The following is a 26,113-nucleotide window of genomic DNA, read 5'->3' on the forward strand; positions in this document are numbered from 1 at the left end:
GGTGACCGTATCGCCCGAGAAAACCCTTTCGAGGGATTTGTTACAACGCTCACCGGTATGGGTGATTGAAGAAGCGTCAGCCCGTACGGCAACGAAGGGGATGCCGGATTTCCGTGCCCAGGAGGGTAGTCGTACGTCATGGACTGGCTGAGAAACCTCCCCGTCATCGGGCCGATCGTCTCCCGGCTGATGGCGACGCACGCCTGGCGCTCGTATGAGGCGCTGGAACGGGTCCACTGGACCAGGCTCGCCGCCGCGATCACCTTCATCAGCTTTCTGGCGCTCTTCCCGCTGATCGCGGTCGGCGCGGCGATCGGTGCCGCGCTGCTCTCCACCGAGCAGCTCCACAAGATCGAGGACAAGATCGCCGATCAGGTGCCGGGCATCTCCGACCAGCTCGGCATCAGCAATCTGGTGGCCAACGCGGGCACGGTCGGGCTGGTCGCCGGTGTGGTGCTGCTCTTCACCGGTGTCGGCTGGGTCGGTGCGATGCGGGGCTGTCTGCGCGCCGTGTGGGGCATGGACGACAGGGACCTGGGCAATCCGGTCGTCCGCCGGCTCAAGGACGTCGGGCTGCTGCTCGGTCTCGGCGGGGCGGCGCTCGTGACGCTCGCCATCTCCTCGGCCGGATCCGTGGCGGTCGGCCGGACCGCCGGTCTGCTGGGCATCTCGGACCGCGGCGCGGGCGCTGTGGTGCTGCAGGTGGCCGCCATCGTCGTGGCGGCCCTCGCCGACTTCCTGCTGCTGCTCTATCTGCTGACGCTGCTGCCCGGCGTCGAGCCGCCGCGCCGCAGGCTGCTGGTCGCCGGTGTGATCGGCGCGATCGGCTTCGAGCTGCTCAAGCTGCTGCTGGGCAGCTATATGAAGGGCGTCGCGTCGAAGAGCATGTACGGCGCCTTCGGAGTGCCGATCGCGCTGCTGCTGTGGATCAACTTCACGGCAAAGCTGTTGCTGTACTGCGCCGCCTGGACGGCGACGCGGAGCAGCGGCAAGGACACGGGGAAGGAATCCGCGGCCGTCAGCGACGGGGAAGACGGCGAACCAGGTCCGGCAGCGGCCAGCGCCGGTTGACCAGGAACACCCCGCCGGCCAGCAGCACCAGGACGCCTCCGACGATCCCCAGCGCGATCCCGGCGCCGCCGCCCCCGGTGGTGGCGGCGGCGGTGTGCGAGGGACCGTTCCTGCCCTCGTCGTCCTTTCCGTTCGCCGCGGCGGGGCCCTTCCCGCTGCCGGTCCCGCTGTCGGTGTCGGCGGACTTCGGGGGCACCAGTTCGCCGACCGGGGTCACCTTGCCGCTCGCGGCGAAGCCCCAGTCGAGGAGGCTGGCGGATTCCTTGTAGACGGCGTGCCGTTCATCGGCCGAGGGGTTCATGACGGTGACGAGCAGAACCTTGCCGTCGCGCTCGGCGACGCCCGTGAAGGTGTTGCCCGCGTGCGTGGTGTAGCCGTTCTTGACGCCTGCGATGCCCTTGTACGGGGTGACGCCGTCCGCGCCGGTCAGCAGCCGGTTGGTGTTCTGGATGGCGAGGCTCTCGCGCTTGCCGTCCTTCTGTGGGCCGGGGAACTTCGCCTCGGCCGTCGAGCAGTACTCCCGGAAGTCCGCCTTCTGCAGCCCGCTGCGGGCGAACAGCGTCAGGTCGTACGCGCTGGAGACCTGACCGGGCGCGTCGTACCCGTCGGGCGACACCACCTTCGTGTCGAGCGCCTGCAACTCCTCGGCGTGCGCCTGCATGTCGGCGACGGTCTTGGGAATGCCACCGTACATCGAGGACAGCACATGCACCGCGTCGTTGCCCGAACGCAGGAACACCCCGAGCCACAGATCGCGGACCGTATAGCTGAGGTTCGCCTTGACGCCGACCAGGCTGCTGCCCTCGCCGACTGCGGCGAGGTCCTTGCTCTGCACCGTGTACGTCCGGGTCTGCGGCTGCAGCGCGGGCAGCACGGTGTCCGCGAAGAGCATCTTCATGGTGGAGGCGGGAGGCAGCCGCCAGTGCGGGTTGTGCGCGGCGAGAATCTCGCCGTTCTCGGCGTCCGCGACGATCCAGGACCTGCCCGTCAGGCCCTTGGGCAGCACGGGGGCGCCGGCCCCCAGCTTGACCTGCGTGCCGGTCCGGCTCAGCAGCTCGCCCCCGACCCGGGACATCCCGGAGGGCGGCTTCGGCTTGTCGTCGGAAGTGTCCTTGTCGACGGCCGATGCCGGAGTGATGACAAATGTGGACAACAAGGCGGCAGAGGTGACCGTCAATGCGATCTTTTTCAGAGCAGGCACGGTCGGAAACGTACAGGGTGAAGATATGGATGGGGACATGGACGGCTTGACCCGCCGTGCGTACCGCCGGGACAGCCCACCCCGGGCGACTTCGCCGTCACGAGGCGGCGATACTGGGTCCATGAAGCTCAGCCGCCCCGTCTCCTGGTTCCTGCTCGCTTTCGGGGTGTGGAGCTGGTTCATCTGGATCACTTTCGTCAAGAACCTGTGGAAGGACAGCAGCGGACTCGCCTTCGACGACGCGGGTGATCCGACTGCGTACTTCTGGGTGCATCTGCTGCTCGCGATCACGTCCTTTCTTCTGGGGACGGCCATTGGTGTGATCGGGTTCCGTGGAGTCAGAGCCCTGCGCCGCGAGCGTTCATAACAAGCCGTACGACGGCGGAGGAGTCGCAAGTGGCAGTGGCCGGTCTCGCACTGATGGCGGTCGTGGTGCTCGCGCTGCTCGTCGGCGTACACCGCTATCTGTGGCGCCGTTTCGTCGGCGACACGACGGCCGAGGGCAGCGCCCTGCGCACGGCCGGCACGGTGGCCGCGTACCTCCTGCCGCTGCTGAGCGTCGGCGCCCTGGTGTCCGGGCGTACGGGGGCGCCCTTCTGGCTCCAGCAGGTGCTGGCCTGGCCGGGCTATCTGTGGCTGGCCGCGCTGCTTTATCTGACGCTCGCTCTGCTGGTGGGCGAGGCGGTACGGCCGGTCCTGCGCCGGGTGCTCGCGGCCCGTGCGGCTCGCGCGGAGATCACGGACGCGGCGTCAGCGGACGGCGCAGGCGGTGCGGACCGGACACGTGGGGCGGACGAGCCGGATTCCCCCTCGGCTGCGGAGCCGCTCGCGCGGAAGGCGTCCGGCACCGGCACCTCCGCAGCCGGCACTCTCCTGGCCGAAGCCGAAGCCGAAGTTTCCGATCCGTCGTCGCGGTCCGTCGCCGCCCCCACCCGGCGTCTGTTCGTCGCGCGGGCCGTCGGGGGTGCTGCCGCCGTCGCCGGGCTCGGGACGGTCGGGCAGGGCACGTACGGCGTGCTGCGCGGGCCGCGGGTCAAGCGGATCACCGTGCCGCTCGCCAAGCTGCCCCGCTCCGCGCACGGCTTCCGTATCGCCGTCGTCAGCGACATCCACCTCGGCCCGGTCCTCGGCCGCGCCCACACCCAGCGGATCGTCGACACGATCAACCGGACCCAGCCGGATCTGGTCGCCGTCGTCGGGGACCTCGTCGACGGGACCGTCGCCGACCTCGGCCCGGCCGCGGAGCCGCTCGCACAGCTGAGCGCCCGCCGGGGGAGCTTCTTCGTCACCGGCAACCACGAGTACTACTCCGGCGCCGCCCAATGGGTCGATCACGTACGGGAACTCGGCCTTCACCCCTTGGAGAACGCCCGGGTCGAGATCGGCGGGTTCGATCTCGCGGGCGTCAACGACATCGGCGGGGAGAGCGAGGGGCAGGGGCCCGACTTCGAGCGCGCCCTCGGCGACCGGGACCGTACCCGCGCCGCCGTCCTCCTCGCCCACCAGCCGGTCGTCATCCGCGATGCCGTCGCCCACGGCGTGGACCTCCAGCTCTCCGGACACACCCACGGTGGCCAGCTCTGGCCGGGCAACTACATCGCGGAACTGGCCAATCCCACGGTCGCCGGGCTCGACCGCTACGGCGACACGCAGCTGTACGTCTCGCGGGGCGCGGGTGCCTGGGGGCCGCCCGTGCGGGTCGGTGCGCCCTCCGACATCACCGTCGTGGAACTCGCCTCCCACCAGGCCTGACTCTCTGTTGATGGCTTGTTACCAACCCTGCGGCATCGCCAAGGTTTCAAGTGCCGAACAAAAGGCTATGAGTCCCAGTTTTGCTCTTCCAGATGTGAAAATCGTGTGATTGGCTGAGCGTGAGCATGCGGTGATGTGCGTATCTGAACGCAACGCCGAGGTGGGGCTGTTAAGGGAGAGCACGGCAATGCGGTCGATCCGGCTACGGATTCTCGCGATTCTCGCGGTATTGGTCATCGCAGGCGTCGGCGCCTGGCAGTTGCTTCCCTCGAACGAGGTGAAGAAGGACCCGATCGCGGTCGGAACGACGGACGAAGTCACCTCGCTCGATCCGGCGGGTGCCTACGACGCCGGTTCCTGGGCGATGTACAGCAACATCTATCAGTCCCTCATGACGTTCAAGTCCGGGGCGATCGTCCCCGAACCCGACGCCGCCGAGAGCTGTGGGTTCATCGGGCAGAAGCTGCAGACGTACCAGTGCAAGCTGCGTGACGATCTGTTCTTCTCCAACGGTCGCAAGATGACCGCCGCCGATGTCAAGTACTCCATCGAGCGGATGATCAGGATCAAGACGGATGTCGGTCCGTCGGTGCTGTTCCCGAGCCTCAAGAACGTGGTGTCCGAGGGCCGGACCATCACCTTCAACCTCTCCTCGCGTGACGCGACCTTCCCGCAGAAGCTCGCCACGGGAGCCGGTTCCATCGTCGACCGCGAGTCGTACCCGGCGGACAAGCTCCGTTCCGGGGACGTGGTCGACGGCTCGGGTCCGTACATCCTGAAGGCGTACCAGCCGGGCGTCACCGCCGAGCTGGTCCCCAACCCCCGGTACAAGGGTGCGCTGAAGAAGGCCGGTGTCCCGGTCACCGTGCACTACTACAAGGAGTCCGACGCGCTCCTGTCGGCCTGGAAGACCGGACAGGTCGATGTGACGCACCGGCAGCTGCCGCCGTCCACGCTCGCCGGGCTGAACCCTGGCGACCCCGATCTGCGCGTCACCGAGGCGGACAGTGCCGAGATCCGCAATCTCGTCTTCAACGTCCGCGCCGGCTCGCCGTTCGCGAACAAGAAGGTCCGCCAGGCCGTCGCGTCGATCATCGACCGCGGGCCGCTGGTGACCGATGTCTACAAGGGCACGGTCGAACCGCTCTACTCGCTGATCCCGCAGGGCTACATCGGGCACAGCACACCGTTCTTCGACGCCTATCCCGCACCCGACTCCAAGCGTGCCAAGGAGCTGCTGCAGGAGGCCGGCGTGCAGACGCCGCTGCACATCAACTTCGCCTACCGCGGCGGCGACGAGGCGTACGCGAAGGAGACGGCGGAACTGCGCCGCCAGCTGGAGGCGAACGGGCTGTTCAAGGTCTCGGTCAAGGCAGTCGACTGGCAGCAGTTCCAGAAGGAGTACGCGGCCGGCAAGTACGACGCGTACACCGTCGGCTGGCTCCCCGACTACCCGGACCCCGACACCTTCAGCCAGCCGCTGGTCGGCCGCGAGAACAGCCTTCACAACGGCTACACCAGCAAGAAGATGGACGCCCTGATCGGCGCCACGCTGCAGTACAGCGACCGCAGTCGTACCGCGACGGACTTCAAGCAGCTCCAGGCGCTGGTCGGCGAGGACGTGCCGCTCGTGCCGCTGTGGCAGAAGAAGGACTACGTCGTCAGCACGACCGATGTCTCCGGTTCGCAGTACCTCTCGGACGGCACCGGCATCTGGCGGCTGTGGGAGCTGCGGCGGATCTGACGGTCCGCGGCGCCGCATCCGGCGCGTACGGAAAGAGGGGCGGTCGTCCCGGCGCTGCCGGACGGCCGCCCCTTCGTCTGTCCGCCTGTCTGCGCGGACCCTAGGCCGCGCGCTTCGCGGCGCCGGGCAGGAAATCCTCCAGCACCTCGTGGATCTGCCGTACCAGCGGGCGCAGCACCCGGAACCGGGAGAGCGCGATCGCGCGGGCGCCGATCGGGGCGGAGCGCTCGACCAGGCGGCGGCTGCGCTCGGTGTGCTCCGTCCGGTCGTACACCCAGTAGAGCACCAGGCCCATCTGTATCAGCCACATCAACTGCGGCAGCTGCTCCGCCAGTTCGGGGTCGGTCTTGGTGTCGGAGCCGGCCAGGCAGCGCCGGTGGATGGAGATCGCCGCCTCGCGGGCCGCGACCGATTCCGTCGAGAACGGGCTGAGCGGACTCTCCGGATCCGCGGCGTTCTTGAAGAACTGGGCGGCGAAGCGGTGGTACGGCTCCGCCACGTCCAGCCATGTGAGCAGGACCCCGCGCATCCGTACCGCGAGGTCCTTGTCGCCGTCCAGGACCGGCTGGACCGCCGCTTCGTGCTCGGCGGCGAGCCGGTCGTAAAAGCCCTGGACGAGGTGTTCCTTGTTCGTGAAGTAGTAGTAGGCGTTCCCGACGGAGACGCCGGCCTCCTGGGCGATGGCCCGCATCGTCGTCTTGTCGTAACCGCGTTCCTGGAACAGCCGGAGCGCGGTTTCGAGGATGAGTGTGCGGGTCTGCTCGCTCTTGGGAGCCTTGACTTCCTTCACGTCCTTTTCTTCCTTCACCACAGTCCCGAGGGTATCCGCCCCGGTCAGCCCTCGGGTCCGGGGACTGTACAGGCACTGTCCCCGCTCCCGCTCCCGCCCCCGTCCCTGTCGCCGCACCGTTTCGCGGTCAGTGAGCGGTACTTCGCGGCGGCGAGCACGGTCGCCCGGGCGAACGGGCGGCCCGCCGGGGTGGTGAGCCAGTGGGACCTGGGCCGGTGTTCGGCCAGTGCCCAGAGGCAGACGATCCATGCGTCGGTCCCGCGGTAGATCTGCCCCCGGTCGCCGATCACCGTTATCTCGTCCAGTGTCCCCGTGTGGTCGAGCCCGGGGAAGCGGCGGCGTGCCTCCTCGGAGGCCGCCGGGACGAGATCGAGCGGCAGGAGCTGACGCTGTCTCATCAGCCACCGGCGCAGATGGAGGCAGAGGGGGCACTGCGCGTCGTAGAGCACCGTGAGGCGTTCGACGGCGAGCCGCTGCCCGCCCGCTCCGGCCGTCATGGCGCGCTCAGGCCCGGCCGGCCGGGGCTGTCCACGGGCCGTTGCCCGGACCCGTCCAGCCCTGCGGCGGTACGGGCGGGGTCTGCTCGCGCTCCATCATTCCGCGGCGGCGGATCTTGTTGAGCACATAGACGTTGCCGAGGTGCAGCACACCGAGGACGAGCAGGACGACACCGAGCTTCACCGACAGCGCCTCGAAGAGGCCGCGGGCGTCGGTGACCCCGTCGTCGTTCCTCAGATAGAGCGTGACGAAGCCCAGGTTGACCAGGTAGAAGCCGACCACCAGCAGGTGGTTGACGGCATCGGCGAGCTTCTCGTTCCCATGCAGCACATCGGCGAGGAACACCTTGCCGTTTCGGCTGAGCGTGCGGGCGACCCAGATGGTGAGCGCCACGCTGATCAGCAGGTAGATGACGTACGCGACAACAGTGAGGTCCATGCCCCACCCTCCCTTGAACGCGTTCAAAAGCTGTTGTCATGGACAGTAGACCTATCTTTGAACATGTTCAAGCCGCTACTTCGGCGACTCGTTCCTCCGTCCGGCCGGGCGCCCTGAAGCGCCGTACGCCCGGCACCGCGGCCGTCGCCAGACAGGCCGCGCCGACCACCGCCGCGGCGACGGCCAGGGGGACTTCGGCGCCCCAGGCCGAGGCGGCGAGCGGCGCCAGGGCATAGCCGAGCGGCATCGCGGCGAGGGAGAGCAGCCAGTCGTACGAGGTCACGCGGGCCAGGGCGTGCGCGGGTACGGCGGACTGGACCGAGGTCTCCCAGACTGGGCCGAGGAAGCCCAGGCCGGCCTGGGCGACGCCGTATGCCGCGATGGTCAGCGCGACCGGCGCGTGGACGGCGAGGAGGCCGAGCGGGAGGGCGTACGTGGCGAGGCCCAGGTTGGCGGTCGGGACCGGGCGGCGGGGGCGGGCCCGGCCGGCCAGCAGCGAGCCGAGGAGCAGGCCGACCGCGCCGGTCTGGAGGAGGGCGACCCAGACCCCCTTGCCGCCCAGTTCCCGGACGAAGAGTGCGGGGCCCACGGTCATCAGGACGGCTGCCGCGCCGTTCCACGCCGCGTGGGCGATCAGGCTCGTCCAGTACCAGTCGCGGTTCCGGACCTCGCTCCAGCCCTCCCTGAGGTCGGTGAGCAGGGAGCGCCGCGGGATGGGCACGTGACGCACCTTCATGGCGAAGAGCAGTGCCGCGCTCACCGCGAAACTCGCGCCGTCCAGCACGAAGGCCCAGCCGGGGCCTGCGGTGAGGATCAGGGCCCCGGCCAGCGCCGGGCCGCCGAGCCGGGTCGCGCTGCCGGCCACCGCCATCAGCGAGTTGGCGCGAAGCAGCCCCGACTCCGCCACGGTGCCGCGGATCAGCGGTGACACGGTCGGCATCGCGAACGCCCCGGCGGCGCCGCCGATCGCCTCGGCGAGGGCGATCTGCCAGAGCGCGGGCGAGCCGCCGAGCAGCTCCGCGCCGACGAAGAGCTGGGTCGCGCACCGTACGAGATCGGTGGTGAGCGCGACCGTACGGGCGTTGAAGCGGTCGGCGACGACGCCGCCCAGTGGCAGCAGGAGGAGCTTGGGGACCATCGCGCAGCCCAGAACCAGGGCGAGTGCGCCGGTCGAGCCGGTGGCCAGATAGACGGCCAGGGAGAGGGCGGTGGGGATGGCGGAGTCGCCGAGGAGGGAGAGGGTGCGTCCGATGAAGAGCAGGCGGAAGGTGCGTGTGCGCAGAGGGTGCGGCATGCGCGAAATGTATTTCGGAGTCGAATTATTCGTCAACGAAATATCTGGCTCCGAAGGATGATGAGTGGCCGGGCGTACGCTTTCCCCATGGAGCGACGCGACTGGACCGACGGACATGTGGAGCGCTGGAAGCCCGTTCTTCCCGGCCTCGATCCCGATGTCGAGGGCGCGGTGACCCGGATGAAGAAACTCTCCGTCCATCTGCGCCGGGTTCGCGAACAGTCCCTGGCCGACTTCGACCTGGACCGCCAGGAGTTCGACACGCTCCACAAGCTGGCCGGACGTGGCGGGAAGGCGGCCCCCTCCGAACTGGCCGCCGACCTCGACCTCGCGCCCGCCTCCGTCACCGGCCGGCTGGACGCGCTCGAACGGCGCGGCTTCGTCCGCCGCACGCCCTCCACCACCGACCGCCGGAGGGTCGATGTGGAACTCACCGACGAGGGCCGCGCGACCTGGCTGGGCGCGATGGACGTCCTCGGCCACGAGGAGGACCGGCTGCTCGGCATCCTCGACAAGGACGAACGCACCCTGCTCAACGACATGCTGCGGCGCATCATGGTGGTCGCCGAGGACCGGGGCGGCGCCGAGTGGGACTGAGGCCGAGCGCCTCGTTCCACTGCTCGGCCGCCGCCCACCGGGCGGCCGTACGCACGGACCGTCAGATGCTCATCGAACGGGCCGTGGTGATCTGGGCCATCACCATCTGGAAGGTCTGCGGGCCGGTCGCCGGGATCATCGTCGAGTGGTGCCTGCCGCCGCTGGTCACCGAGACCTGGATGAAGCCGGTCGTCTTCTTCTCCTTCATCAGGAGGAAGAGCAGCCCGATCAGGCAGAGCAGCGCGAAGATGATCGCGAGCACGATCGCGACGGTCGGGATCTTCTCCTCGGTGCGCGACAGGTCCGTGGCCGTCCACACCGCGCCCTTGAGGGGCATCGTGCCGGCCGGCGTCACGATCTGGTCGTTCATGACGGTGATGTCACCGAACGCCAGCATCGGCACACCGCCGCCCGACGGCAGAGCCGGCTGCTGCGGATAGCCGTAACCCGGCATGGTCGGCTGGGCCGCCTGCTCCGGGGGATAGCCGTAGCCGGGGCCGGGCTGGGCCGCGGACTCGGGCAGTTGCTGCGGGTAGCCGTAGGCCGGCGTGCCCGGGCCGGGCTGACCGAAGCCCTGGCCGTCCGCGACGGTCGGCGGATTGGCCGGCTGCTGGGGAGGTCCCCACTTGTATGAGTCGTCCGCGTACGGATTCGGATCGCTCAAGGTTCCCCCCTTTCGATCAAGCCTGTGCGCCCCGCGCCTTGCTGCACCGGAGGCGGCGAACCGGTGTCCGGTTCCGCACGACCGTACCGTCAAGACCCGAACGGCGCAGCAAGAGGCCCCGCTTCCCGCAGTGTTCGTGCGGAAAACGGGGCCCCGGATGCAACTGGTGCGCCGGTGGCGGTCAGAAGCGGCGCGTGATCAGCGCCCGCTTGACCTCCTGGATCGCCTTGGTGACCTCGATGCCACGGGGGCAGGCGTCCGTGCAGTTGAAGGTGGTGCGGCAACGCCACACCCCGTCACGGTCGTTGAGGATCTCCAGGCGCTGCTCGCCGCCCTCGTCGCGCGAGTCGAAGATGAAGCGGTGCGCGTTGACGATCGCCGCCGGGCCGAAGTACTGGCCGTCGTTCCAGAACACCGGGCACGAGGACGTGCACGCGGCGCACAGGATGCACTTGGTGGTGTCGTCGAAGCGCTCGCGGTCCTCGGCGGACTGCAGACGCTCGCGGGTCGGCTCGTTCCCCTTGGTGATGAGGAAGGGCATGACATCGCGGTAGGCCTGGAAGAACGGGTCCATGTCGACCACGAGGTCCTTGAGGACCGTGAGGCCCTTTATGGCCTCGACCGTGATCGGCTTCTCCGGGTTGATGTCCTTGATCAGCGTCTTGCAGGCGAGCCTGTTCTTGCCGTTGATCCGCATCGCGTCGGAGCCGCAGATGCCGTGCGCGCAGGAGCGACGGAACGTCAGCGTGCCGTCGACGTCCCACTTGATCTTGTGAAGGGCGTCGAGAACACGCTCCTTCGGGTCGATCTCGATCTGGAAGTCCTGCCACTGGGCCTCGTCGGAGACCTCGGGGTTGAAGCGGCGGATCCGGAAGGTGACCGTGATGTACGGGGACGCGGCGGACTCCGCCTCGACCTTTTCCAGAGTCGGGGTAGCCATCAGTACTTACGCTCCATCGGCTGGTAGCGGGTCTGGACGACCGGCTTGTAGTCGAGCCGGATCGACTCGGTGCCGTCGGCCGCGACCTCGCGGTACGCCATGGTGTGGCGCATGAAGTTGACGTCGTCGCGGTTCGGGTAGTCCTCGCGGTAGTGACCGCCGCGGGACTCCTTGCGGGCCAGGGCCGAGGTCGCCATGACCTCGGCCAGGTCGAGCAGGTTGCCCAGCTCGATGGCCTCCAGGAGGTCGGTGTTGAACCGCTTGCCCTTGTCCTGGATGGACACGTTGAGGTAGCGCTTGCGCAGCTCGGCGATCTTGTCGACGGCCGTCTTGATGGTCTGCTCGGTACGGAACACCATCACATTGGCGTCCATGCACTCCTGCAGCTCCAGACGGAGCGTCGCGACCCGCTCGGTGCCCGTCGAGTTGCGCAGCCGCTCGACCTGGTCGATGACCAGCTGCGCCGGGTTCTCGGGAAGCTCGACGTAGTCGTTCTTCGCGGAGTACTCGGCGGCGGCGATGCCCGACCGGCGTCCGAAGACGTTGATGTCGAGCAGCGAGTTGGTGCCCAGACGGTTGGCGCCGTGCACGGAGACGCACGCGACCTCGCCGGCGGCGTACAGGCCCGGGACGACGGTGGTGTTGTCGGCCAGCACCTCGCCCTGGACGTTGGTCGGGATGCCGCCCATGGCGTAGTGCGCGGTCGGCTGGATCGGGATCGGGTCCGTGTAGGGCTCGATGCCGAGGTACGTACGCGCGAACTCGGTGATGTCCGGGAGCTTCGCGTCCAGCTGCTCCGGCGGCAGGTGCGTGAGGTCGAGGTAGACGTGGTCGCCCTCGGGACCGCAGCCGCGGCCCTCACGGATCTCCGTGTAGATGGAGCGGGACACGACGTCACGGGACGCGAGGTCCTTCATGACGGGCGCGTACTTCTCCATGAAGCGCTCGCCGTCCTTGTTGCGGAGGATGCCGCCCTCACCGCGGGCGCCCTCCGTCAGCAGGATGCCCATGCGCCAGATGCCCGTCGGGTGGAACTGGAAGAACTCCATGTCCTCCAGCGGCAGACCGCGGCGGTACGCGGCGGCCTGGCCGTCACCGGTCAGGGTGTGCGCGTTCGACGTCACCTTGAAGAACTTGCCGGTGCCGCCGGAGGCGAAGATGATCGCCTTCGCCTGGAAGACGTGGATCTCGCCGGTCGCCAGCTCGTACGCGACGACGCCCGCGGACTTCTTCAGCCCGGTCTCGGGGTCCTCCTGGAGCAGGAGGTCCAGGACGTAGAACTCGTTGAAGAACTCCACACCCTCCTTGACGCAGTTCTGGTAAAGCGTCTGGAGGATCATGTGGCCGGTGCGGTCCGAGGCGTAGCAGGACCGGCGGACCGGGGCCTCGCCGTGGTTACGGCTGTGGCCGCCGAAGCGACGCTGGTCGATCTTGCCCTCGGGCGTGCGGTTGAAGGGCAGGCCCATCTTCTCCAGGTCGAGAACGGAGTCGATGGCCTCCTTCGCCAGGATCTCGGCGGCGTCCTGGTCGACCAGGTAGTCGCCGCCCTTGATCGTGTCGAAGGTGTGCCACTCCCAGTTGTCCTCCTCCACGTTGGCGAGCGCGGCGGCCATGCCGCCCTGCGCGGCGCCCGTGTGGGAGCGGGTCGGGTACAGCTTCGTGAGCACGGCGGTGCGGCTGCGCTTCGTCGACTCGATGGCCGCGCGCATGCCTGCGCCGCCGGCGCCGACGATGACGGTGTCGTACTTGTGGATCTGCATGATTTCCTCTGGTCCCTCTGGCCCGGCGCCTAGCGGATGTTCGGGTCGAAGGTGAAGATCACCAGCGTGCCCAGCAGGACGGTGAACACCGTGGCGGTGTACAGGAGCATCTTCAGCCAGAAGCGGGTGTTGTCCCGTTCGGCGTAGTCGTTGATGACCGTACGGAGGCCGTTGGCGCCGTGCAGCATGGCCAGCCACAGCATCGCCAGGTCCCAGACCTGCCAGAACGGCGAGGCCCAGCGGCCCGCCACGAAGGCGAAGCCGATCTTGGAGACGCCGCCGTCCAGCACGAGCTGGATCAGCAGGTGGCCGATGACCAGGACGACAAGGACGATGCCCGACAGGCGCATGAAGAGCCAGGCGTACATCTCGAAGTTGGTGCGCGAACCCTTGGGTGTCTTGCCGGTCCGCTTGCGCGGCGGCTCGATGACGGGGGCCGGGTTGTCGATGTCGTAGAGGCTTACGCCCTCGACGGAGCCGATGGTGGCGGAGGACTCGGTGGACATTGGCCTCAGCTCCCGAAGACTTCGCGTACGGCGTGACCGAGGACCGGGTACAGGGCCCCGACCATCAGCACGACCCAGACACCCACGACGGACCAGAGCATCTGCTTCTGGTAGCGCGGGCCCTTGGCCCAGAAGTCCACGGCGACGATGCGGAGACCGTTCAGCGCGTGGAAGAGAATGGCGGCCACCAGGCCGTATTCGAGGAGCGCGACGATCGGCGTCTTGTACGTGGCCACGACCTCGTCGTACGCCTCGGGGGAGACGCGGACGAGAGCGGTGTCCAGGACGTGTACGAACAGGAAGAAGAAAATGAGGACACCGGTGACTCGATGAGCCACCCAGGACCACATGCCTTCCCGGCCGCGGTACAGCGTTCCAGCCGGCACGGAAGAACCCTCCGGGAGCGGGGATTGGGGCCGGCCGGCTTGACTGTCGGTCTGACCCGGCCGGGTACGGTCCACCGGCCCCGGCCATCGTAGCGACGCTTTGTCGGTTCGTTCGCCCGGGGGCCTCTGGTGTGATCAAAGTGGCAATCAAACAGCCACGGACGGGCTAGAACGGACTGATGGCGGCGCCGGCCGCCCCCGTTCCGTTACGAACCCGAGACCAGCCGGATGATGCGGCCCCGGGCGAGTCGCCGCATCTCCTCCGCGGTGACGACCCGTTCCTGGTCGGGCTCGTGGCCCAGTCTGGCGCGGATTCCGGCGAGCACCTGGTCCGGCTGTTCGGCGGGCTCGAATGCGTCGAGGCAGATCACGAAGACATGGCCGAAGCGGCACTCGTACGCCGCGTGCGCCGCCCGCAGCGCGAGGTGGGCGGAGTGCGGCGCGGTGTCGTGCAGCCCGGGGGAGACCTCGGCGGCGAGCGCCTCGGCGAGATCCGCCGGTGACAGGTCGTAACCTGCCTCGTCGGCGGCGGCCAGCAGCGCGCCGAGGTCGGGGTACGGACGGTGGGCGGCCACCCGGTGCGCCCAGCGGTGGCTGCCGAAGCAGTCCAGCAGGGCGGTCTCGGCCTCGGCGGGCGGTGCGGTGTTGAAGCGGTCGAGGCCCGGGGCGGCGCTCCGGGCAAGTGCCGGGCCGGAACTCTGGACGGGTACGGCCGTCCGGGTGGCCGGTTGCCCCAGTCGCTTCGGAAGGCCGGCGTGGGACTCGCTGGACCTGGACAGCGTGGGCTCCTCGAATCAACGGCATCTGTGGACCTGGAGTGGGGGGCGGTGGGGCGGGTGAGGCCAGGCGGATGCAGGGTGAAGGGAGAGACGAATGTGCCTCAAAACTAGCGAGGACGGGCAACGGTCGTCCGACAGATGCGCGAACTTCACCCGGACGGGAGAGTTTCGGATCGTCTGATGGACCATTCTCCCAGGAGAATGCCCGGCCATCTCTTCCCTTCTTCATCCTTTCCCGTCAATAACGGAGGTTTCTGACGATGTCGCCCTCACGCGGCGCTCTTGTGGCCGGTGCGGTCCTCACCGCGGCGGCCGCCGCGACGATCGCCGTTGTCGTCTGGCCCGAAAGCTCCGACAGCGGACTGGCCGGGGAGTCGGGCTCCCGGTCCCCCGAGCAGGCCACGGCCGCCCCCTCGCCGACCCGGAGCTACCCGCTCTCCACCGCGCCCCGCACCATCCCCGCCGTACGCGAGCACATCGCCGCCCGCGGTCCCGGCTGGCGGCCGACGGCGGCCGCCGGGGTCGTCATCGCCCCGGGCAGCGGGACGCTCGCGGACGAGGGGCAGCTGATCGCCAAGGAGCTGAAGATCCACTACCGGGGTGACGTACCCGCCCGCGCGGGCGACGTGGAGCTGGCCCTCACCCCGGGCAAGGGCACCCCCGAGTCGTACACCCTCAGGACGTACGACGGACGGGTCACGATCAGCGGACCCGACCAGGCCGGTGTCTTCTACGGAACCCGCACCCTGAAACAGTCGGTGCGCGCCGACGGCGCCATGCCCGAGGGCGAGGTGCGCGACCGCCCCGACCGGCCGCAGCGCGGCCTCAACCTCGACATCGCGCGCAAGTACTACACGGTCGCCTGGATCGAGGACCGGCTGCGCGAGATGGCCGACCTCAAGCTCAACCAGTTCGGTCTGCACTTCTCCGACGACCAGGCGTTCCGCATCCAGTCCGACACCCACCCCGAAATCGTGGCGCCGCAGCACCTCACCAAGGCGGAGGTGCGGCAGATCCTCGGCCTCGCGGACCGGCTGCACATCCAGGTCGTCCCCGAGATCGACTCCCCGGGTCATCTCGGCGCGGTGCTGCGCGCCCACCCCGACCTCCAGCTGCGCAATGTGTCGGGGGTGGGCTCGACGGGATCGATCGACATCTCCAACCCGGGCGCGGCGAAGCTCATCGACGAACTCCTCGAAGAGTTCACCGGGCTGTTCAACGGGCGCTACTGGCATCTGGGCGCCGACGAGTACCGGGCGCTGATGGCGAAGGACCCGGCCGCCTCGTATCCGCAGCTGCAGCGCGCCGCCCAGCAGAAGTACGGAGCGCAGGCCGGCATCAAGGATCTCGCCACCGGCTGGCTGAATGACCGCGCGGCGGTGGTGCGGCCCCACGGCAAGCAGCCCAAGGCCTGGAACGACGGCTTCTTCCGCGGCGGAGTCGTCCACGCCGACAAGGACATCGAGGTCGAGTACTGGACGGGCAGGGAGTACGGCGCCCGGCCGCCGCAGGAGTATCTGAGCGAGGGCCGGCCCGTGGTGAACCTCAACGACGAGTTCCTCTATTACGTGCTCGGCCAGCCCAACAACTTCATCTACCCGACGGGCCGGCGGATCTACGAACAGTGGACCCCGCTCGTCCTGCGCGGCACCCAGCCGGTCCCGGCGCGCTACTCCGGCCAGATCCTCGGCGGCCGGTTCGCGGTCTGGGGCGACCTCCCGCAGGCGCAGACCGCGGCACAGGTGGCGGCAGGGATCCGGATGCCGCTGCGGGCGACCGCCCAGAAGCTGTGGGCCCCGGGCAGACCGGCGCTGAGCTGGGATCAGTTCCGGGCGCTGGCCACCCGGATCGACGGGGTGGGCTGAGCGGGCCGGCCGGATTCCCGGTGGACAGTGCGGTGGGCGGGGGTTTCGTTCGCATGCCGCGTGCTCCGGGGAGGGGCGCGCTTCTCGCGCTCCGCGCTCAGAATCCTGGGGGGGTTCCATCAGAACCCTTTCGAGGGGATCACCGGCTTTGGCCGGTGGGGGAATCGAATCTTCGACTGCTCTGGCCTCGGTTGTCTCCATGGGTCTGCGCTGTTGTCAGTCGTGGACGGTAGGTTGGTCGTACCGGATGTGATGTTGCGTAGGGGGTGGGCCGGATGATGCGTGCGTACAAGTTCCGGCTTCGCCCCACCGTGGGTCAGGCGATCGCGCTTGGCGAGATGCTGCGGGATCACTGCTCCCTCTACAACGGTGCGCTGCAAGAGCGCCGGGACGCCTACCGGCATGTCTCGAAGACGAGTGTCAAGTACGGTGACCAGTCCGCCCAGCTGAAGGACATCCGCACCTTCGACCCGGAGCGTCAGGGGCGCTGGTCGTTCTCTTCTCAGCAGGCCACGCTCAGGCGTCTGGACAAGGCGATGCAGGCGTTCTTCCGGCGTGTGAAGGCCGGGCAGACGCCGGGATACCCGCGCTTCAAGGGCGTGGGCCACTTCGACACCGTGGTGTTCCCCAAGGACGGGGACGGCTGCCGCTGGGACTCCACGCCGCACGATGCGCAGACCCGCGTCCGGCTCCAAGGTGTCGGGCACGTCCGTGTCCATCAGCACCGGCCCGTGCGCGGCCGGGTCAAAACGGTCGGCATCAAGCGTGAGGGCAAGCACTGGTACGTGATCCTCGCCTGTGACGACGTTCCCGCCGAGCCGCTGCCCGCAACCGGCAGCATCGTCGGTATCGACATGGGCGTCACACACTTTCTCACCACGTCCAACGGTGAGCACATCGCGAACCCGCGCTTCCTTCAGGCCTCCGCCGACGAGCTGGCCGAAGCACAACGTCACCTGGCGACGTTCCCGAAGCGGACCCGCCGCCGTACGAAGAAGCACCGGGCGGCAGCCCGGAAGGTCGCCAAGCTGCACGCCAGGATCCGGCGTCAGCGGCTCGACCACCACCACAAGACCGCCCTCGCCCTGATCCGTGAACACGACGTGATCGGGCACGAGCGGCTGAACACTGCGGGCATGACCCGCACCCCCAAGGCCAGGCCTGACCCCGAGCAGCCCGGCAGCTTCCTGCCGAACGGTGCCGCCGCGAAGGCCGGACTCAACCGCAGCATCCTGGACGCGGGTTGGGGCATCTTCCTGGGAATCCTGGCGCAGAAGGCTGAGAGTGCCGCTCGCCAAGTGATCCCAGTGGATGCCCGCAACACCTCCCGCACCTGCCCCGAATGCGGGCACGTGGGCGCGGAGAACCGCCCCGCACAAGAAAAGTTTGAGTGCACCGTGTGCGGCTTCCTCGCGAACGCCGACCACGTCGGCGCACTCAATGTGCTCAGTAGGGCCGGGCTGGCCCTCTGCACGGCGGCTTAGCCACCGACGCAGGAAACCCGCGCGTTTACGCGTGGGTGGAGTCACCCTCTTCGTACGCAAGCTCACCGCTCACCGCTCACCTCACCCGGATGCAGAGGGAGCGGGCGGCCCTCGGCGTGTATCCGCTGGGCGCGCAAGCCATCGGCTGAAGGATGCTATTCGGCCTCCCCCAGTGACGATTTTGAGCCATTCGGCGCTGAATGCGGTAACAGGAAGCGCTGCGGCCCCTTGCGTGCACGCAAGGGGCCGGGCCGACGGGAGACGCCGATGAGCCTGCTGGAACTGATCGCCGCCGCCGATGAGCGGGGGCTCGCCGCGAGCGCGGTCGCCTGCCTCGACCGCTGCCTGCCGCAGCCCGCCGACGGGTCCGACCCCGAACCGCTGCGCCCGCTCTGGGCGGGGTGCGCGGACGGCTCCGTATGGCCGGAGCGCCTCGCGGAGGTGTGCGCGGCGCTGGATGCCGCGGCCGATACGGAGGGGGCGGCGCCGCAGATCCGCAAGCTGCTGGGCGACGCACCCGTGGACCTGGCCGCGCCGGAGCTGCGGGAGTGGGCGGACACCTGCTCGCTGCTGGCCCTGGAGGTCCACCTCGGACAGGACGCGACCCCGCCCGCCGGGGACGAAGCGGTACGGCGCTGCCGCGAGGCCGGTCCGGAGGGAGCCGGTCCGCTGCTGGCCGGGGAGGTGCGCCGGCAGATCCAGATCCTGGAGATGCTGGCGGAGACCGCCGACGCGGCAAGGGCGGGTGCCGGACTGCGCCAGGTGCTCGACGTGTCGACGGAGGGGCAGCGCATACTCCGCGCGGCGGCCTCACGCCGGGCGCGCGGGCGGGGCTGACCCGCGGGGCTCCGCCAAAGTTGAAGTCGCCCTGAGGTGACGGTCGTGCCGAGATACGGGGCTCACCCGGGTGCCCGTCCCCGTGTCGCCGTCGGTGCAGGCGGCGCCGACGCCCGGGTCGGGGTGATGGTTGTGCCGGCGGAGGAAATTCGTCCTGTTCCGGGCCGTGAGAACGAACACAGCGCCCTTCGCGTGATGTTCCCGGGCCCCCGGGCGCTGGGTCAGTGTCGGTGATCGCCGGCACGGCGAAGGGCAGGGTGAATCATGGATGGGGACGAGCGGACAACGTTTCCCGAGGCGGCGGTGATGCGCTCCTACACATCGGAGTTCGTCGCCCGGCTCACCGCGCGCAACCGGCTGCCCCTCGACTACTCGGTCGCCAGTCTCCGGCTCGTCGATCTGGTCGTCGACGGCCTGCGGCGGGACGGGCCGCAGCGGGACCGGGTCGCCGGGACCCTGCTGGGGCTCGGGGCGTACACCGGCGAGGTGATCGTCCGCAGGGCCGGCGGGACTTGGGTGGACCTCGACGCCGAGCAACGGGAGCTGTTCCGACAGGCGGTGGGCGTGCGGATGCCCGACGGACGGGTCTGGAATCCGCTCGGCAAGGTCGTCAAGCGCTTCGAGTCGGGGGCGGAGGAGTCGGTGCAGCGGCTGTATCTCCTGCTGCACGGGCGGACCGCACAGCGAAAGGCCGTGTGCGGGTAGCCCGCGCGCGTGGGGGAGCCTGTGACATCTCTGTGGGTCCGGGCGCAGAGGGAGAGTGAGGGTGCTGCCTCGGCAGCAGACGGGCACGGTGACCGGTGCCGGATCGGGCGTTGAGTAGGGAAGTGTGTTGGGCACGGGCGGGGAGCAGCGCCGCAGGCAGATGTACGACGCCGAGCTCGGCGATGCCGTCGAGCGTGCCCAGCGGGGGGACAAGGACGCCTTCGCCGTCGCGTACCGGATGGTGCAGCCCGGCCTCCTCGGCTACGTACGCGGACTGGTCGGAGACGACGCCGAGGACGTGACCTCCGACGCCTGGCTGGAGATAGCCCGTGATCTGGGACGGTTCCGCGGTGACGGAGCAGGGTTTCGCGGCTGGACCGCGATGATCGCCCGTCACCGTGCGCTCGACCACCTGAGGAAGCTGAAACGGCGGCCCCGTACCGCCTTGATCGAACAGGACGTGCTTCAGCTGCCCGGCAGCCACGACACGGCCGCCGCGGCGCTGGAGACCCTCTCCACCCGGGCGGCGCTGGAGATCATCGGCACGCTGCCGCGCGAGCAGGCCGAGGCCGTACTTCTGCGGGTGGTCGTCGGACTGGACGGTCCTGCGGCGGCGCGCGTGCTCGGCAAGCGTGTGGGGGCGGTGCGCACGTCCTCCTACCGGGGGCTCAAGAGGCTGGCGGAGCAGTTGTCCTGGGGCGGCGGGACCGGCGCTGTGACGAACGGGGCGCGTCGTACGCTGAGTGATGAAGCATGAGACATGAATCGCAGCGGCCGCCTGAAGCGCCGGAGACACCTGAACTCGCCGCCCTGCTCGCAGCGGCGCGGCGTACCGGGGCGCTCGACCCCGGCGACGAGGAGCGTGCGACCGCCGCTTTTCTGGCCGCGCGCAACGAGGGCGCGCACGCCGCGGTGGAGCGGTGGCGGCGTCGACGCGACGACTGGCGTCCGGCGAAACGGCGGCGCGGTGTGCACTCGTTCCGGGTGATGCTCGGCGGCTTCGTGGCCGCGGCGACGCTCGGCGGGGTCGCGGTGGCCGCCGGGTCCGGGGCGATTCCGGCACCTTTCGGTGACAGTGAGCCCGACGGGGTGGCCGTGGGCCCCGCGCGCACCTCTCCCGCAGCACCCGGTGGGCCTCGCTCCGGTGCGCAGCCGCCGCGTCCGGACGGGGACGGTACGGCGCCGGGGACCACGAATGCTCCGGGCGATGTGCGTCCTTCCGGCCGGCCCGACCGGGCCCAGGACGATGTCGCGCTGTGCCGTGTGTACTTCAGGGACCGGGGCAACGGGAAGGCCATGGACGCCACCGCCTTCGAACGTCTGGAGGCGGCCGCGGGCGGTGCGTCGGAGGCGGCGGTGACCGCCTACTGCGACGGCCTCCTCGGACTGCCGTCACCGGGGGAGCCGAGGAGCGCCCAGGGCGACCGGGACACGAAGGGGAAGGCGGAGAAGGCCGTCCCCGAGGAGAAGCAGGGCGGGGCGGTGCCGTCGAAAGGGAGCGGGACCGTGAGCGGCGGCAAGGACAGGGCCGCTGCCGGCTGAGACCGCCCCCATTTGCCGGTCGGTCTGAATCGCTGAGGACCCGTCACCGTGCTGGAGGACATCTCCGGGAACCGGCACCGGGCAGAATCCCGGATCGGCCGTACGGGGACGGGAGTTGGGGAAGAACGAGGACGACCGGGGCCGCCACCCCCCACAGGAGAGGCCCCGGTCGTCTTCCGCGGGGCCGTAGGACGACCCCGTACTCTTCTCAGCGCCGTCACTGCGTTTTCTGTCACACCGCCCCGTGTCGGAAGAATGTTGCAGGTTGTACAAGTCATGGACGTGACCCCCGCGAAGGACGTAGCGTGCTGAGTCGCGCAGGGTGGCGCGGCAGTGATGACCAGCTGCGATTCGGGACAGCAGGGCGGGTTGAGGGAGTGCTGGGGGACGACGCGGAGCTCACTGCCGCGGTGCTCGCGGCGCAGGACGGGGACGAGGACGCCTTCCGTACTGTGTACCGCGCGGTGCAGCCGCGGCTGCTGGGCTACATACGGACACTGGTGGGTGATCCGGACGCCGAGGACGTGGCGTCCGAGTCCTGGCTGCAGATAGCGCGCGACCTCGACCGGTTCAGCGGCGACGCCGACCGCTTTCGCGGGTGGGCGGCGCGGATAGCCCGCAACCGTGCCCTGGACCATCTGCGGATGCGCGGCAGGCGCCCCGCGATCGGCGGCGACGAGTCGGAGCTGTCGGAGAGGGCGGCCGAGTCCGACACCGCCGACGAGGCGATGGAGGCGCTGGCCACCGGCCGTACGATGTCGCTCATCGCCCAGCTGCCGCAGGACCAGGCCGAGGCCGTGGTGCTGCGGGTGGTCGTCGGCCTGGACGCGAAGAGCGCGGCGCAGACGCTGGGCAAACGGCCGGGAGCGGTACGCACCGCGGCGCACCGGGGACTGAAGCGGCTGGCCGAACTGCTGCACACGGACGGCACGGAGAGCGCCGAAGGCCGCACCGGTGACAGGGGCGGCGGGGGCGGCGACGGTCGTGCCGACGGCGGTGCGGGCATTGCCGCGGACCGGGTTCCGGCGGATCCGTCCGCCCCTCGCGGGAGCGCGGCGGGCCGGACGGCGGAACTGGGCGCCGTGCCCGCCCAGCGCCCCTCCCGCAACGGTCTGGTGGCGCCGGCCGGTGTGACGCATTCGCGTCTGTGGACGCAGAAGGACATGTGATGGCCGACGAGCACTACGAATGGCTCGACAAGGACGTGGCGGAGAAAATGCTCCGCCGCGAACCGGTCGATCCCGTCGGCGGTCACCCGAGCACGGAGGCGGAAAGGCTCGCGGCGGCGCTGGACGCCGTCGCACGGGCCGCCCGCCCGGCCGCCGGTGAACTGCCCGGCGAGGCCGCGGCGCTGGCCGCCTTCCGTGCCGCCGCGCGTTCGAAGGGGTACGCCGGGAAGGCGGGCGAAGAGGCACAGGCACCGGCCGAGGTGCTCGAACCGGTGTACATACAGCCGGTCTCCGGCGGCTTCGCCCCGAGCCGCTCCTTCGCCCCTTCCTCCGCGGGCTCGGGCCGTACCCGTTCGCTGCGCTGGAACGCACCCGTCCGCTTCGGCCTGGTCGCCTCCTTCGCGGGCTGTGCGCTCGGCGGGGTGGCCGTGGCCGCGAGCGCCGGGCTGCTGCCCGGACCGTTCGGCGGGCACACCCCCGTACCGGCGACCTCCGTCTCGGCCGCGGCGACGCCCGAGGAACTGGGCTCGGGGGCCGTCGCCGACCCGCGCCCGCCCGCACCGCCCTCCACCTCCCCGGAGGCGAAGCCCTCCGCGCCCACGGCGGGCCCCTCCGCCCCCACCGGTGACCGGGACAACGGCGGGACCGGCGCGGGCGGGGACCGCAAGCCCGACGGCTCCTGGAACGACACCGATTACGGCCCGCAGTCCGGCGGCTACGGCGACGGCAACGACGGCGACTGGTACGCACGGACGCTCAAGGCCTGTCGCGACTACCGCAAGGGCCGGCTGGACGACGGACGCAGGCGGTATCTCGAAAGGCTGGCGAAGGGCGCCCACAATCTCGACCGGTTCTGCGACCGCGTGATCGCCGGAAGCACCGAGGGCCAGAACGGCCCGGGCGACGACGGCGGAACGACCGGCGGCGGACCGAACGACGACGGCGGCTGGAACGGCGACGACGGGGACACCGGCACGCTCCCGCCGATCCGGTTCAACACCTCGCCGCCGACGCCTTCGCCCTCGCCCTCGGTCTCCTCGCCGTCGGCGGACCGGGCGACCCTCGACGCCGTCGGACCGACCGGCTGAGAAGCCGTATACGCCAGTCCTTTTCCGGCCGCCCACGACCGGGTGTGACATTTTTCGAGGCCACGGCGCAGTACTGAATGAGCCGACTGGTCATCGGCAGCGCACAGAGCCGGGGTTCCCCCCGTACCTGCGGCTCAGCGCATCGGCGCGGGCGGGACACGTTCCCCCGGTCCCGTCCGCGCCACCTCTCCCTCCGGCCGGACCCCGCCCTATCCGTAGACGACGACCTTGTCGCCCGTCCTCACCTGGGCGAAGAGCGAGGCGATCCTTCCCTCGTCGCGGACATTGACGCAGCCGTGCGAGGCTCCGCTGTAGCCGCGGGCCGCGAAGTCGGCCGAGTAGTGCACCGCCTGGCCGCCGCTGAAGAACATCGCGTACGGCATGGCGGTGTGGTAGATCGTCGACACGTGGTGCCGTGACTTCCAGTAGACGGAGAAGGTGCCCTCGCGGGTCGGCGTGTACTGGGAGCCGAAGCGGACGTCCATCGACGAGACGACACGGCCTTCGATCATCCAGGACAGCGTCCGGCTGTTCTTGCTGATGCAGAGCACCCGGCCCGTCATGCAGCGCTTGTCCGGCTTGGAGACGGGCATCGTGGTCGGCGGATTCAGCTCGGCGGCCGTCGGCTCGTGCGTCATGCCGAGCAGCTTCTGCCAGGTGACGGTGTCCGTCCTGCCCGTACGGGAGAGGCCGCGCTTGCCCTGGAAGGACTGGACGGCGGCGACCGTGACGGTGCCGTAGTAGCCGGTGGGGGAACGGTCGAAGTGGCCGATCTGCCGCAGCCGGGCCTGCAGTTCCCGCACCTGCTTGCCCTTGGACCCGCTCGCCATCAGCGTCGTGCCCTGCGGGTCCGGCTTCGGCGTGGGCGTCGCGGTGGCCGACGGGGACGATGACGACGCGTCCGGCGAGGGCGACTGCTGCGCGGCGGGCTTGGCGTCGTCGGTCGCCGTGGCGGGCGGCGACGACGGGGTGGCCGACGCGCTGTCGGCGGGCTGCGCCTCGCAGCCGGTGGTCGCGGCGGTGAGGACGAGAACGGCGAGCGCCGCCGTGGCCGTGCTCCCCGCCCAACCCCGTGTCCTGTGCCGCGCCTTGCCCGGTGTCCTGCCCGGCATCCCGCCCCGTGATGTGCTTGTGGTGATGCTGCGTATCATCTCGGCCCCCTGTGTCTCCGGGTTGCTCCGGGTCTCCCCGATGCCCCATTGGACGGATTCCCGCTCTGCCCGGTTGCCAAAGCCCGCGCATGATGGGGAAAGCGGCGGCGGGGGCCGTGGGGAGGGCTGTGAGCAAGGTCCCAGCCCGTGCCTCTCCACCGGTCTCGTGCCCGCCGCTACAGTCCGTCGCGGGAATCCTCGGTTACCAGTAAGTAGCTTTATGGAGCAGCTTCAGCGGGAGGCACAGCAGATGACGCGCGAGTCGGAGTCGGGACTGCCCATCGAGCCGGTGTACGGGCCGGACGCACTCGACGGGTGGAACCCCGACGACAAGCTGGGCGAGCCGGGCGCCTACCCCTTCACGCGCGGTGTCTACCCGACGATGTATACCGGCCGGCCGTGGACGATGCGCCAGTACGCGGGTTTCGGTACGGCCACGGAATCCAACGCCCGCTACAAGCAGCTGATCGCCAACGGCACGACGGGCCTCTCCGTCGCCTTCGACCTGCCCACCCAGATGGGCCACGACTCCGACGCGGCGATCGCGTCCGGAGAGGTCGGCAAGGTCGGGGTCGCGATCGACTCGATCGACGACATGCGGGTCCTGTTCGGCGGAATCCCGCTGGACAAGGTCTCCACGTCCATGACGATCAACGCCCCGGCCGCACTGCTGCTCCTCCTCTACCAGCTGGTCGGTGAGGAGCAGGGCGTCCCGGCGGACAGGCTCACCGGCACCATCCAGAACGATGTACTCAAGGAGTACATCGCGCGCGGCACGTACATCTTCCCGCCGGGGCCCTCGCTCCGGCTGATCGCCGACATCTTCAAGTACTGCCGGGCCGAGATCCCGAAGTGGAACACCATCTCCATCTCCGGCTACCACATGGCGGAGGCCGGTGCCTCGCCCGCGCAGGAGATCGCGTTCACCCTCGCCGACGGCATCGAGTACGTCCGTACCGCCGTCGCCGCGGGCATGGACGTCGACGAGTTCGCCCCCCGGCTCTCCTTCTTCTTCGTCGCCCGTACGACGATCCTGGAGGAGGTCGCCAAGTTCCGCGCCGCGCGCCGGATCTGGGCGAGGGTGATGAAGGAGGAGTTCGGCGCGAAGAACCCGAAGTCGCTGATGCTGCGCTTCCACACCCAGACCGCGGGTGTCCAGCTCACCGCCCAGCAGCCCGAGGTCAACCTGGTGCGCGTCGCCGTCCAGGGCCTGGCCGCGGTCCTCGGCGGTACGCAGTCGCTGCACACCAACTCCTTCGACGAGGCGATCGCCCTCCCGACCGACAAGTCCGCCCGCCTCGCCCTGCGCACCCAGCAGGTCCTGGCTTACGAGACGGACGTCACCGCGACGGTCGACCCGTTCGCGGGTTCGTACGTCGTCGAGAAGATGACGGATGCCGTCGAGGCTGCAGCCGCGGACCTCATGCTCAAGGTCGAGGACATGGGCGGCGCGGTCAGCGCGATCGAGCGCGGCTTCCAGAAGAGCGAGATCGAGCGCAACGCGTACCGGATCGCCCTGCAGACCGACAGTGCGGAGCGCGTGGTCGTCGGCGTCAACCGCTTCCAGCTCGACGAGGAGGAGCCGTACGAGCCCCTGCGCGTCGACCCCGCGATCGAGGCCCAGCAGGCGGCCCGCCTGGCGAAGCTCCGCGCCGAACGCGACCAGGGCGCGGTGGACACGGCGCTGGCCCGGCTGCGCAAGGCGGCCGAGGGCACGGACAACGTCCTGTACCCGATGAAGGACGCCCTCAGGGCGCGGGCGACGGTGGGCGAGGTCTGCAACGCGCTGCGGGAGGTGTGGGGGGCGTATGTGCCTTCGGACACGTTTTGAGACGATGTCCACCCGCAGGAG

General features: G+C 69.7%; 26 protein-coding genes. 14 read left to right on the top strand and 12 right to left on the bottom strand.

Annotated features, from left to right (window positions below; translation table 11 throughout):
- The first annotated feature begins 138 nt into the window (after positions 1-138).
- The gene (locus OG507_RS25035) at positions 139-1,071 is read left to right on the top strand and encodes a YihY/virulence factor BrkB family protein (RefSeq protein WP_327369415.1); all 933 of its coding nucleotides are present in this window, start codon (positions 139-141) and stop codon (positions 1,069-1,071) included.
- On the opposite strand, the gene OG507_RS25040 is transcribed toward OG507_RS25035, so the two are convergent.
- Complete coding sequence (locus OG507_RS25040) at positions 1,019-2,272, bottom strand: D-alanyl-D-alanine carboxypeptidase family protein (RefSeq protein WP_327369416.1); 1,254 nt, start codon at positions 2,270-2,272, stop codon at positions 1,019-1,021. The genes OG507_RS25035 and OG507_RS25040 overlap by 53 nt on opposite strands.
- Positions 2,273-2,393: 121 nt before the next feature.
- On the opposite strand from OG507_RS25040, the gene OG507_RS25045 reads away from it, so the two are divergent.
- The 3 genes from OG507_RS25045 (at position 2,394) to OG507_RS25055 (ending at position 5,768) form a co-directional block, all read left to right on the top strand.
- Entirely contained in the window at positions 2,394-2,639 is a 246-nt protein-coding gene (locus OG507_RS25045; protein ID WP_327369417.1) for an SCO4848 family membrane protein, read from the top strand.
- A 53-nt stretch (positions 2,640-2,692) separates the two neighbouring features.
- Positions 2,693-4,024, top strand: coding sequence for a metallophosphoesterase (locus OG507_RS25050; RefSeq protein WP_327372073.1), 1,332 nt, complete (start codon positions 2,693-2,695; stop codon positions 4,022-4,024).
- A gap of 187 nt (positions 4,025-4,211) precedes the next feature.
- The gene (locus OG507_RS25055) at positions 4,212-5,768 is read left to right on the top strand and encodes an ABC transporter substrate-binding protein (protein WP_327369418.1); all 1,557 of its coding nucleotides are present in this window, start codon (positions 4,212-4,214) and stop codon (positions 5,766-5,768) included.
- 100 nt (positions 5,769-5,868) lie between these two features.
- Here OG507_RS25055 and OG507_RS25060 read toward each other — a convergent pair whose 3' ends face one another.
- The 4 genes from OG507_RS25060 to OG507_RS25075 all read right to left on the bottom strand — a co-directional run bounded on the left by OG507_RS25060 (position 5,869) and on the right by OG507_RS25075 (position 8,788).
- A complete protein-coding gene (locus tag OG507_RS25060; protein ID WP_327369419.1) occupies positions 5,869-6,579 on the bottom strand; it encodes a TetR/AcrR family transcriptional regulator in 711 nt (236 codons plus the stop codon).
- Between the two features lie 23 nt (positions 6,580-6,602).
- Positions 6,603-7,055 carry a thiol-disulfide oxidoreductase DCC family protein gene (locus OG507_RS25065; RefSeq protein WP_327369420.1) on the bottom strand — a complete coding sequence of 151 codons (453 nt, stop codon included), beginning with the start codon at positions 7,053-7,055 and terminating at the stop codon, positions 6,603-6,605.
- Positions 7,056-7,062: 7 nt separating this feature from the next.
- Positions 7,063-7,494, bottom strand: coding sequence for a hypothetical protein (locus OG507_RS25070; RefSeq protein ID WP_327369421.1), 432 nt, complete (start codon positions 7,492-7,494; stop codon positions 7,063-7,065).
- Positions 7,495-7,561: 67 nt separating this feature from the next.
- Positions 7,562-8,788, bottom strand: coding sequence for an MFS transporter (locus OG507_RS25075; RefSeq protein ID WP_327369422.1), 1,227 nt, complete (start codon positions 8,786-8,788; stop codon positions 7,562-7,564).
- 87 nt (positions 8,789-8,875) lie between these two features.
- Between OG507_RS25075 and OG507_RS25080 the strand changes: the two genes are divergently transcribed.
- Complete coding sequence (locus tag OG507_RS25080; RefSeq protein ID WP_327369423.1) at positions 8,876-9,385, top strand: MarR family winged helix-turn-helix transcriptional regulator; 510 nt, start codon at positions 8,876-8,878, stop codon at positions 9,383-9,385.
- 61 nt (positions 9,386-9,446) lie between these two features.
- Here the strand turns inward: OG507_RS25080 and OG507_RS25085 are convergent, their stop codons facing one another.
- The 6 genes from OG507_RS25085 to OG507_RS25110 form a co-directional block, all read right to left on the bottom strand.
- Positions 9,447-10,049 carry a hypothetical protein gene (locus OG507_RS25085; RefSeq protein ID WP_327369424.1) on the bottom strand — a complete coding sequence of 201 codons (603 nt, stop codon included), beginning with the start codon at positions 10,047-10,049 and terminating at the stop codon, positions 9,447-9,449.
- Between the two features lie 181 nt (positions 10,050-10,230).
- Entirely contained in the window at positions 10,231-10,989 is a 759-nt protein-coding gene (locus OG507_RS25090; RefSeq protein WP_327369425.1) for a succinate dehydrogenase iron-sulfur subunit, read from the bottom strand.
- The gene (gene sdhA / locus OG507_RS25095) at positions 10,989-12,749 is read right to left on the bottom strand and encodes a succinate dehydrogenase flavoprotein subunit (RefSeq protein WP_327369426.1); all 1,761 of its coding nucleotides are present in this window, start codon (positions 12,747-12,749) and stop codon (positions 10,989-10,991) included. Before sdhA ends, OG507_RS25090 begins: the two co-directional genes overlap by 1 nt.
- 29 nt (positions 12,750-12,778) lie before the next feature.
- Positions 12,779-13,255: a succinate dehydrogenase hydrophobic membrane anchor subunit gene (locus tag OG507_RS25100; RefSeq protein WP_327369427.1), complete on the bottom strand. Its 477-nt coding sequence runs from the start codon at positions 13,253-13,255 to the stop codon at positions 12,779-12,781.
- A gap of 5 nt (positions 13,256-13,260) precedes the next feature.
- Complete coding sequence (sdhC, locus tag OG507_RS25105; RefSeq protein ID WP_327369428.1) at positions 13,261-13,641, bottom strand: succinate dehydrogenase, cytochrome b556 subunit; 381 nt, start codon at positions 13,639-13,641, stop codon at positions 13,261-13,263.
- Positions 13,642-13,847: 206 nt separating this feature from the next.
- Positions 13,848-14,378 carry a 2-oxo-4-hydroxy-4-carboxy-5-ureidoimidazoline decarboxylase gene (locus OG507_RS25110; protein WP_327372074.1) on the bottom strand — a complete coding sequence of 177 codons (531 nt, stop codon included), beginning with the start codon at positions 14,376-14,378 and terminating at the stop codon, positions 13,848-13,850.
- Between the two features lie 302 nt (positions 14,379-14,680).
- Between OG507_RS25110 and OG507_RS25115 the strand changes: the two genes are divergently transcribed.
- The 8 genes from OG507_RS25115 (at position 14,681) to OG507_RS25150 (ending at position 23,110) form a co-directional block, all read left to right on the top strand.
- Positions 14,681-16,285 carry a beta-N-acetylhexosaminidase gene (locus tag OG507_RS25115; protein WP_327369429.1) on the top strand — a complete coding sequence of 535 codons (1,605 nt, stop codon included), beginning with the start codon at positions 14,681-14,683 and terminating at the stop codon, positions 16,283-16,285.
- 275 nt (positions 16,286-16,560) lie between these two features.
- Positions 16,561-17,769, top strand: a complete 1,209-nt coding sequence (locus OG507_RS25120; protein ID WP_327369430.1) for an RNA-guided endonuclease InsQ/TnpB family protein — start codon at positions 16,561-16,563, stop codon at positions 17,767-17,769.
- A 267-nt stretch (positions 17,770-18,036) separates the two neighbouring features.
- The gene (locus OG507_RS25125; protein WP_327369431.1) at positions 18,037-18,606 is read left to right on the top strand and encodes a hypothetical protein; all 570 of its coding nucleotides are present in this window, start codon (positions 18,037-18,039) and stop codon (positions 18,604-18,606) included.
- Between the two features lie 264 nt (positions 18,607-18,870).
- Positions 18,871-19,311 carry a hypothetical protein gene (locus tag OG507_RS25130; RefSeq protein WP_327369432.1) on the top strand — a complete coding sequence of 147 codons (441 nt, stop codon included), beginning with the start codon at positions 18,871-18,873 and terminating at the stop codon, positions 19,309-19,311.
- Between the two features lie 127 nt (positions 19,312-19,438).
- Positions 19,439-20,068, top strand: a complete 630-nt coding sequence (locus tag OG507_RS25135; RefSeq protein ID WP_327369433.1) for an RNA polymerase sigma factor — start codon at positions 19,439-19,441, stop codon at positions 20,066-20,068.
- Positions 20,065-20,853, top strand: a complete 789-nt coding sequence (locus OG507_RS25140; RefSeq protein WP_327369434.1) for a hypothetical protein — start codon at positions 20,065-20,067, stop codon at positions 20,851-20,853. The genes OG507_RS25135 and OG507_RS25140 overlap by 4 nt, the downstream gene beginning before the upstream one ends.
- A gap of 377 nt (positions 20,854-21,230) precedes the next feature.
- A complete protein-coding gene (locus tag OG507_RS25145; protein ID WP_327372075.1) occupies positions 21,231-22,022 on the top strand; it encodes an RNA polymerase sigma factor in 792 nt (263 codons plus the stop codon).
- On the top strand, positions 22,022-23,110 hold the full coding sequence (locus tag OG507_RS25150; RefSeq protein ID WP_327369435.1) for a hypothetical protein: 1,089 nt from the start codon (positions 22,022-22,024) through the stop codon (positions 23,108-23,110). The genes OG507_RS25145 and OG507_RS25150 overlap by 1 nt, the downstream gene beginning before the upstream one ends.
- A gap of 209 nt (positions 23,111-23,319) precedes the next feature.
- On the opposite strand, the gene OG507_RS25155 is transcribed toward OG507_RS25150, so the two are convergent.
- Positions 23,320-24,261, bottom strand: a complete 942-nt coding sequence (locus OG507_RS25155; protein ID WP_442811010.1) for a L,D-transpeptidase family protein — start codon at positions 24,259-24,261, stop codon at positions 23,320-23,322.
- Positions 24,262-24,511: 250 nt separating this feature from the next.
- On the opposite strand from OG507_RS25155, the gene OG507_RS25160 reads away from it, so the two are divergent.
- On the top strand, positions 24,512-26,092 hold the full coding sequence (locus tag OG507_RS25160) for an acyl-CoA mutase large subunit family protein (protein ID WP_327372077.1): 1,581 nt from the start codon (positions 24,512-24,514) through the stop codon (positions 26,090-26,092).
- Positions 26,093-26,113 lie beyond the last annotated feature (21 nt).

The organism is Streptomyces sp. NBC_01217 (assembly GCF_035994185.1).
Classification (GTDB): domain Bacteria; phylum Actinomycetota; class Actinomycetes; order Streptomycetales; family Streptomycetaceae; genus Streptomyces.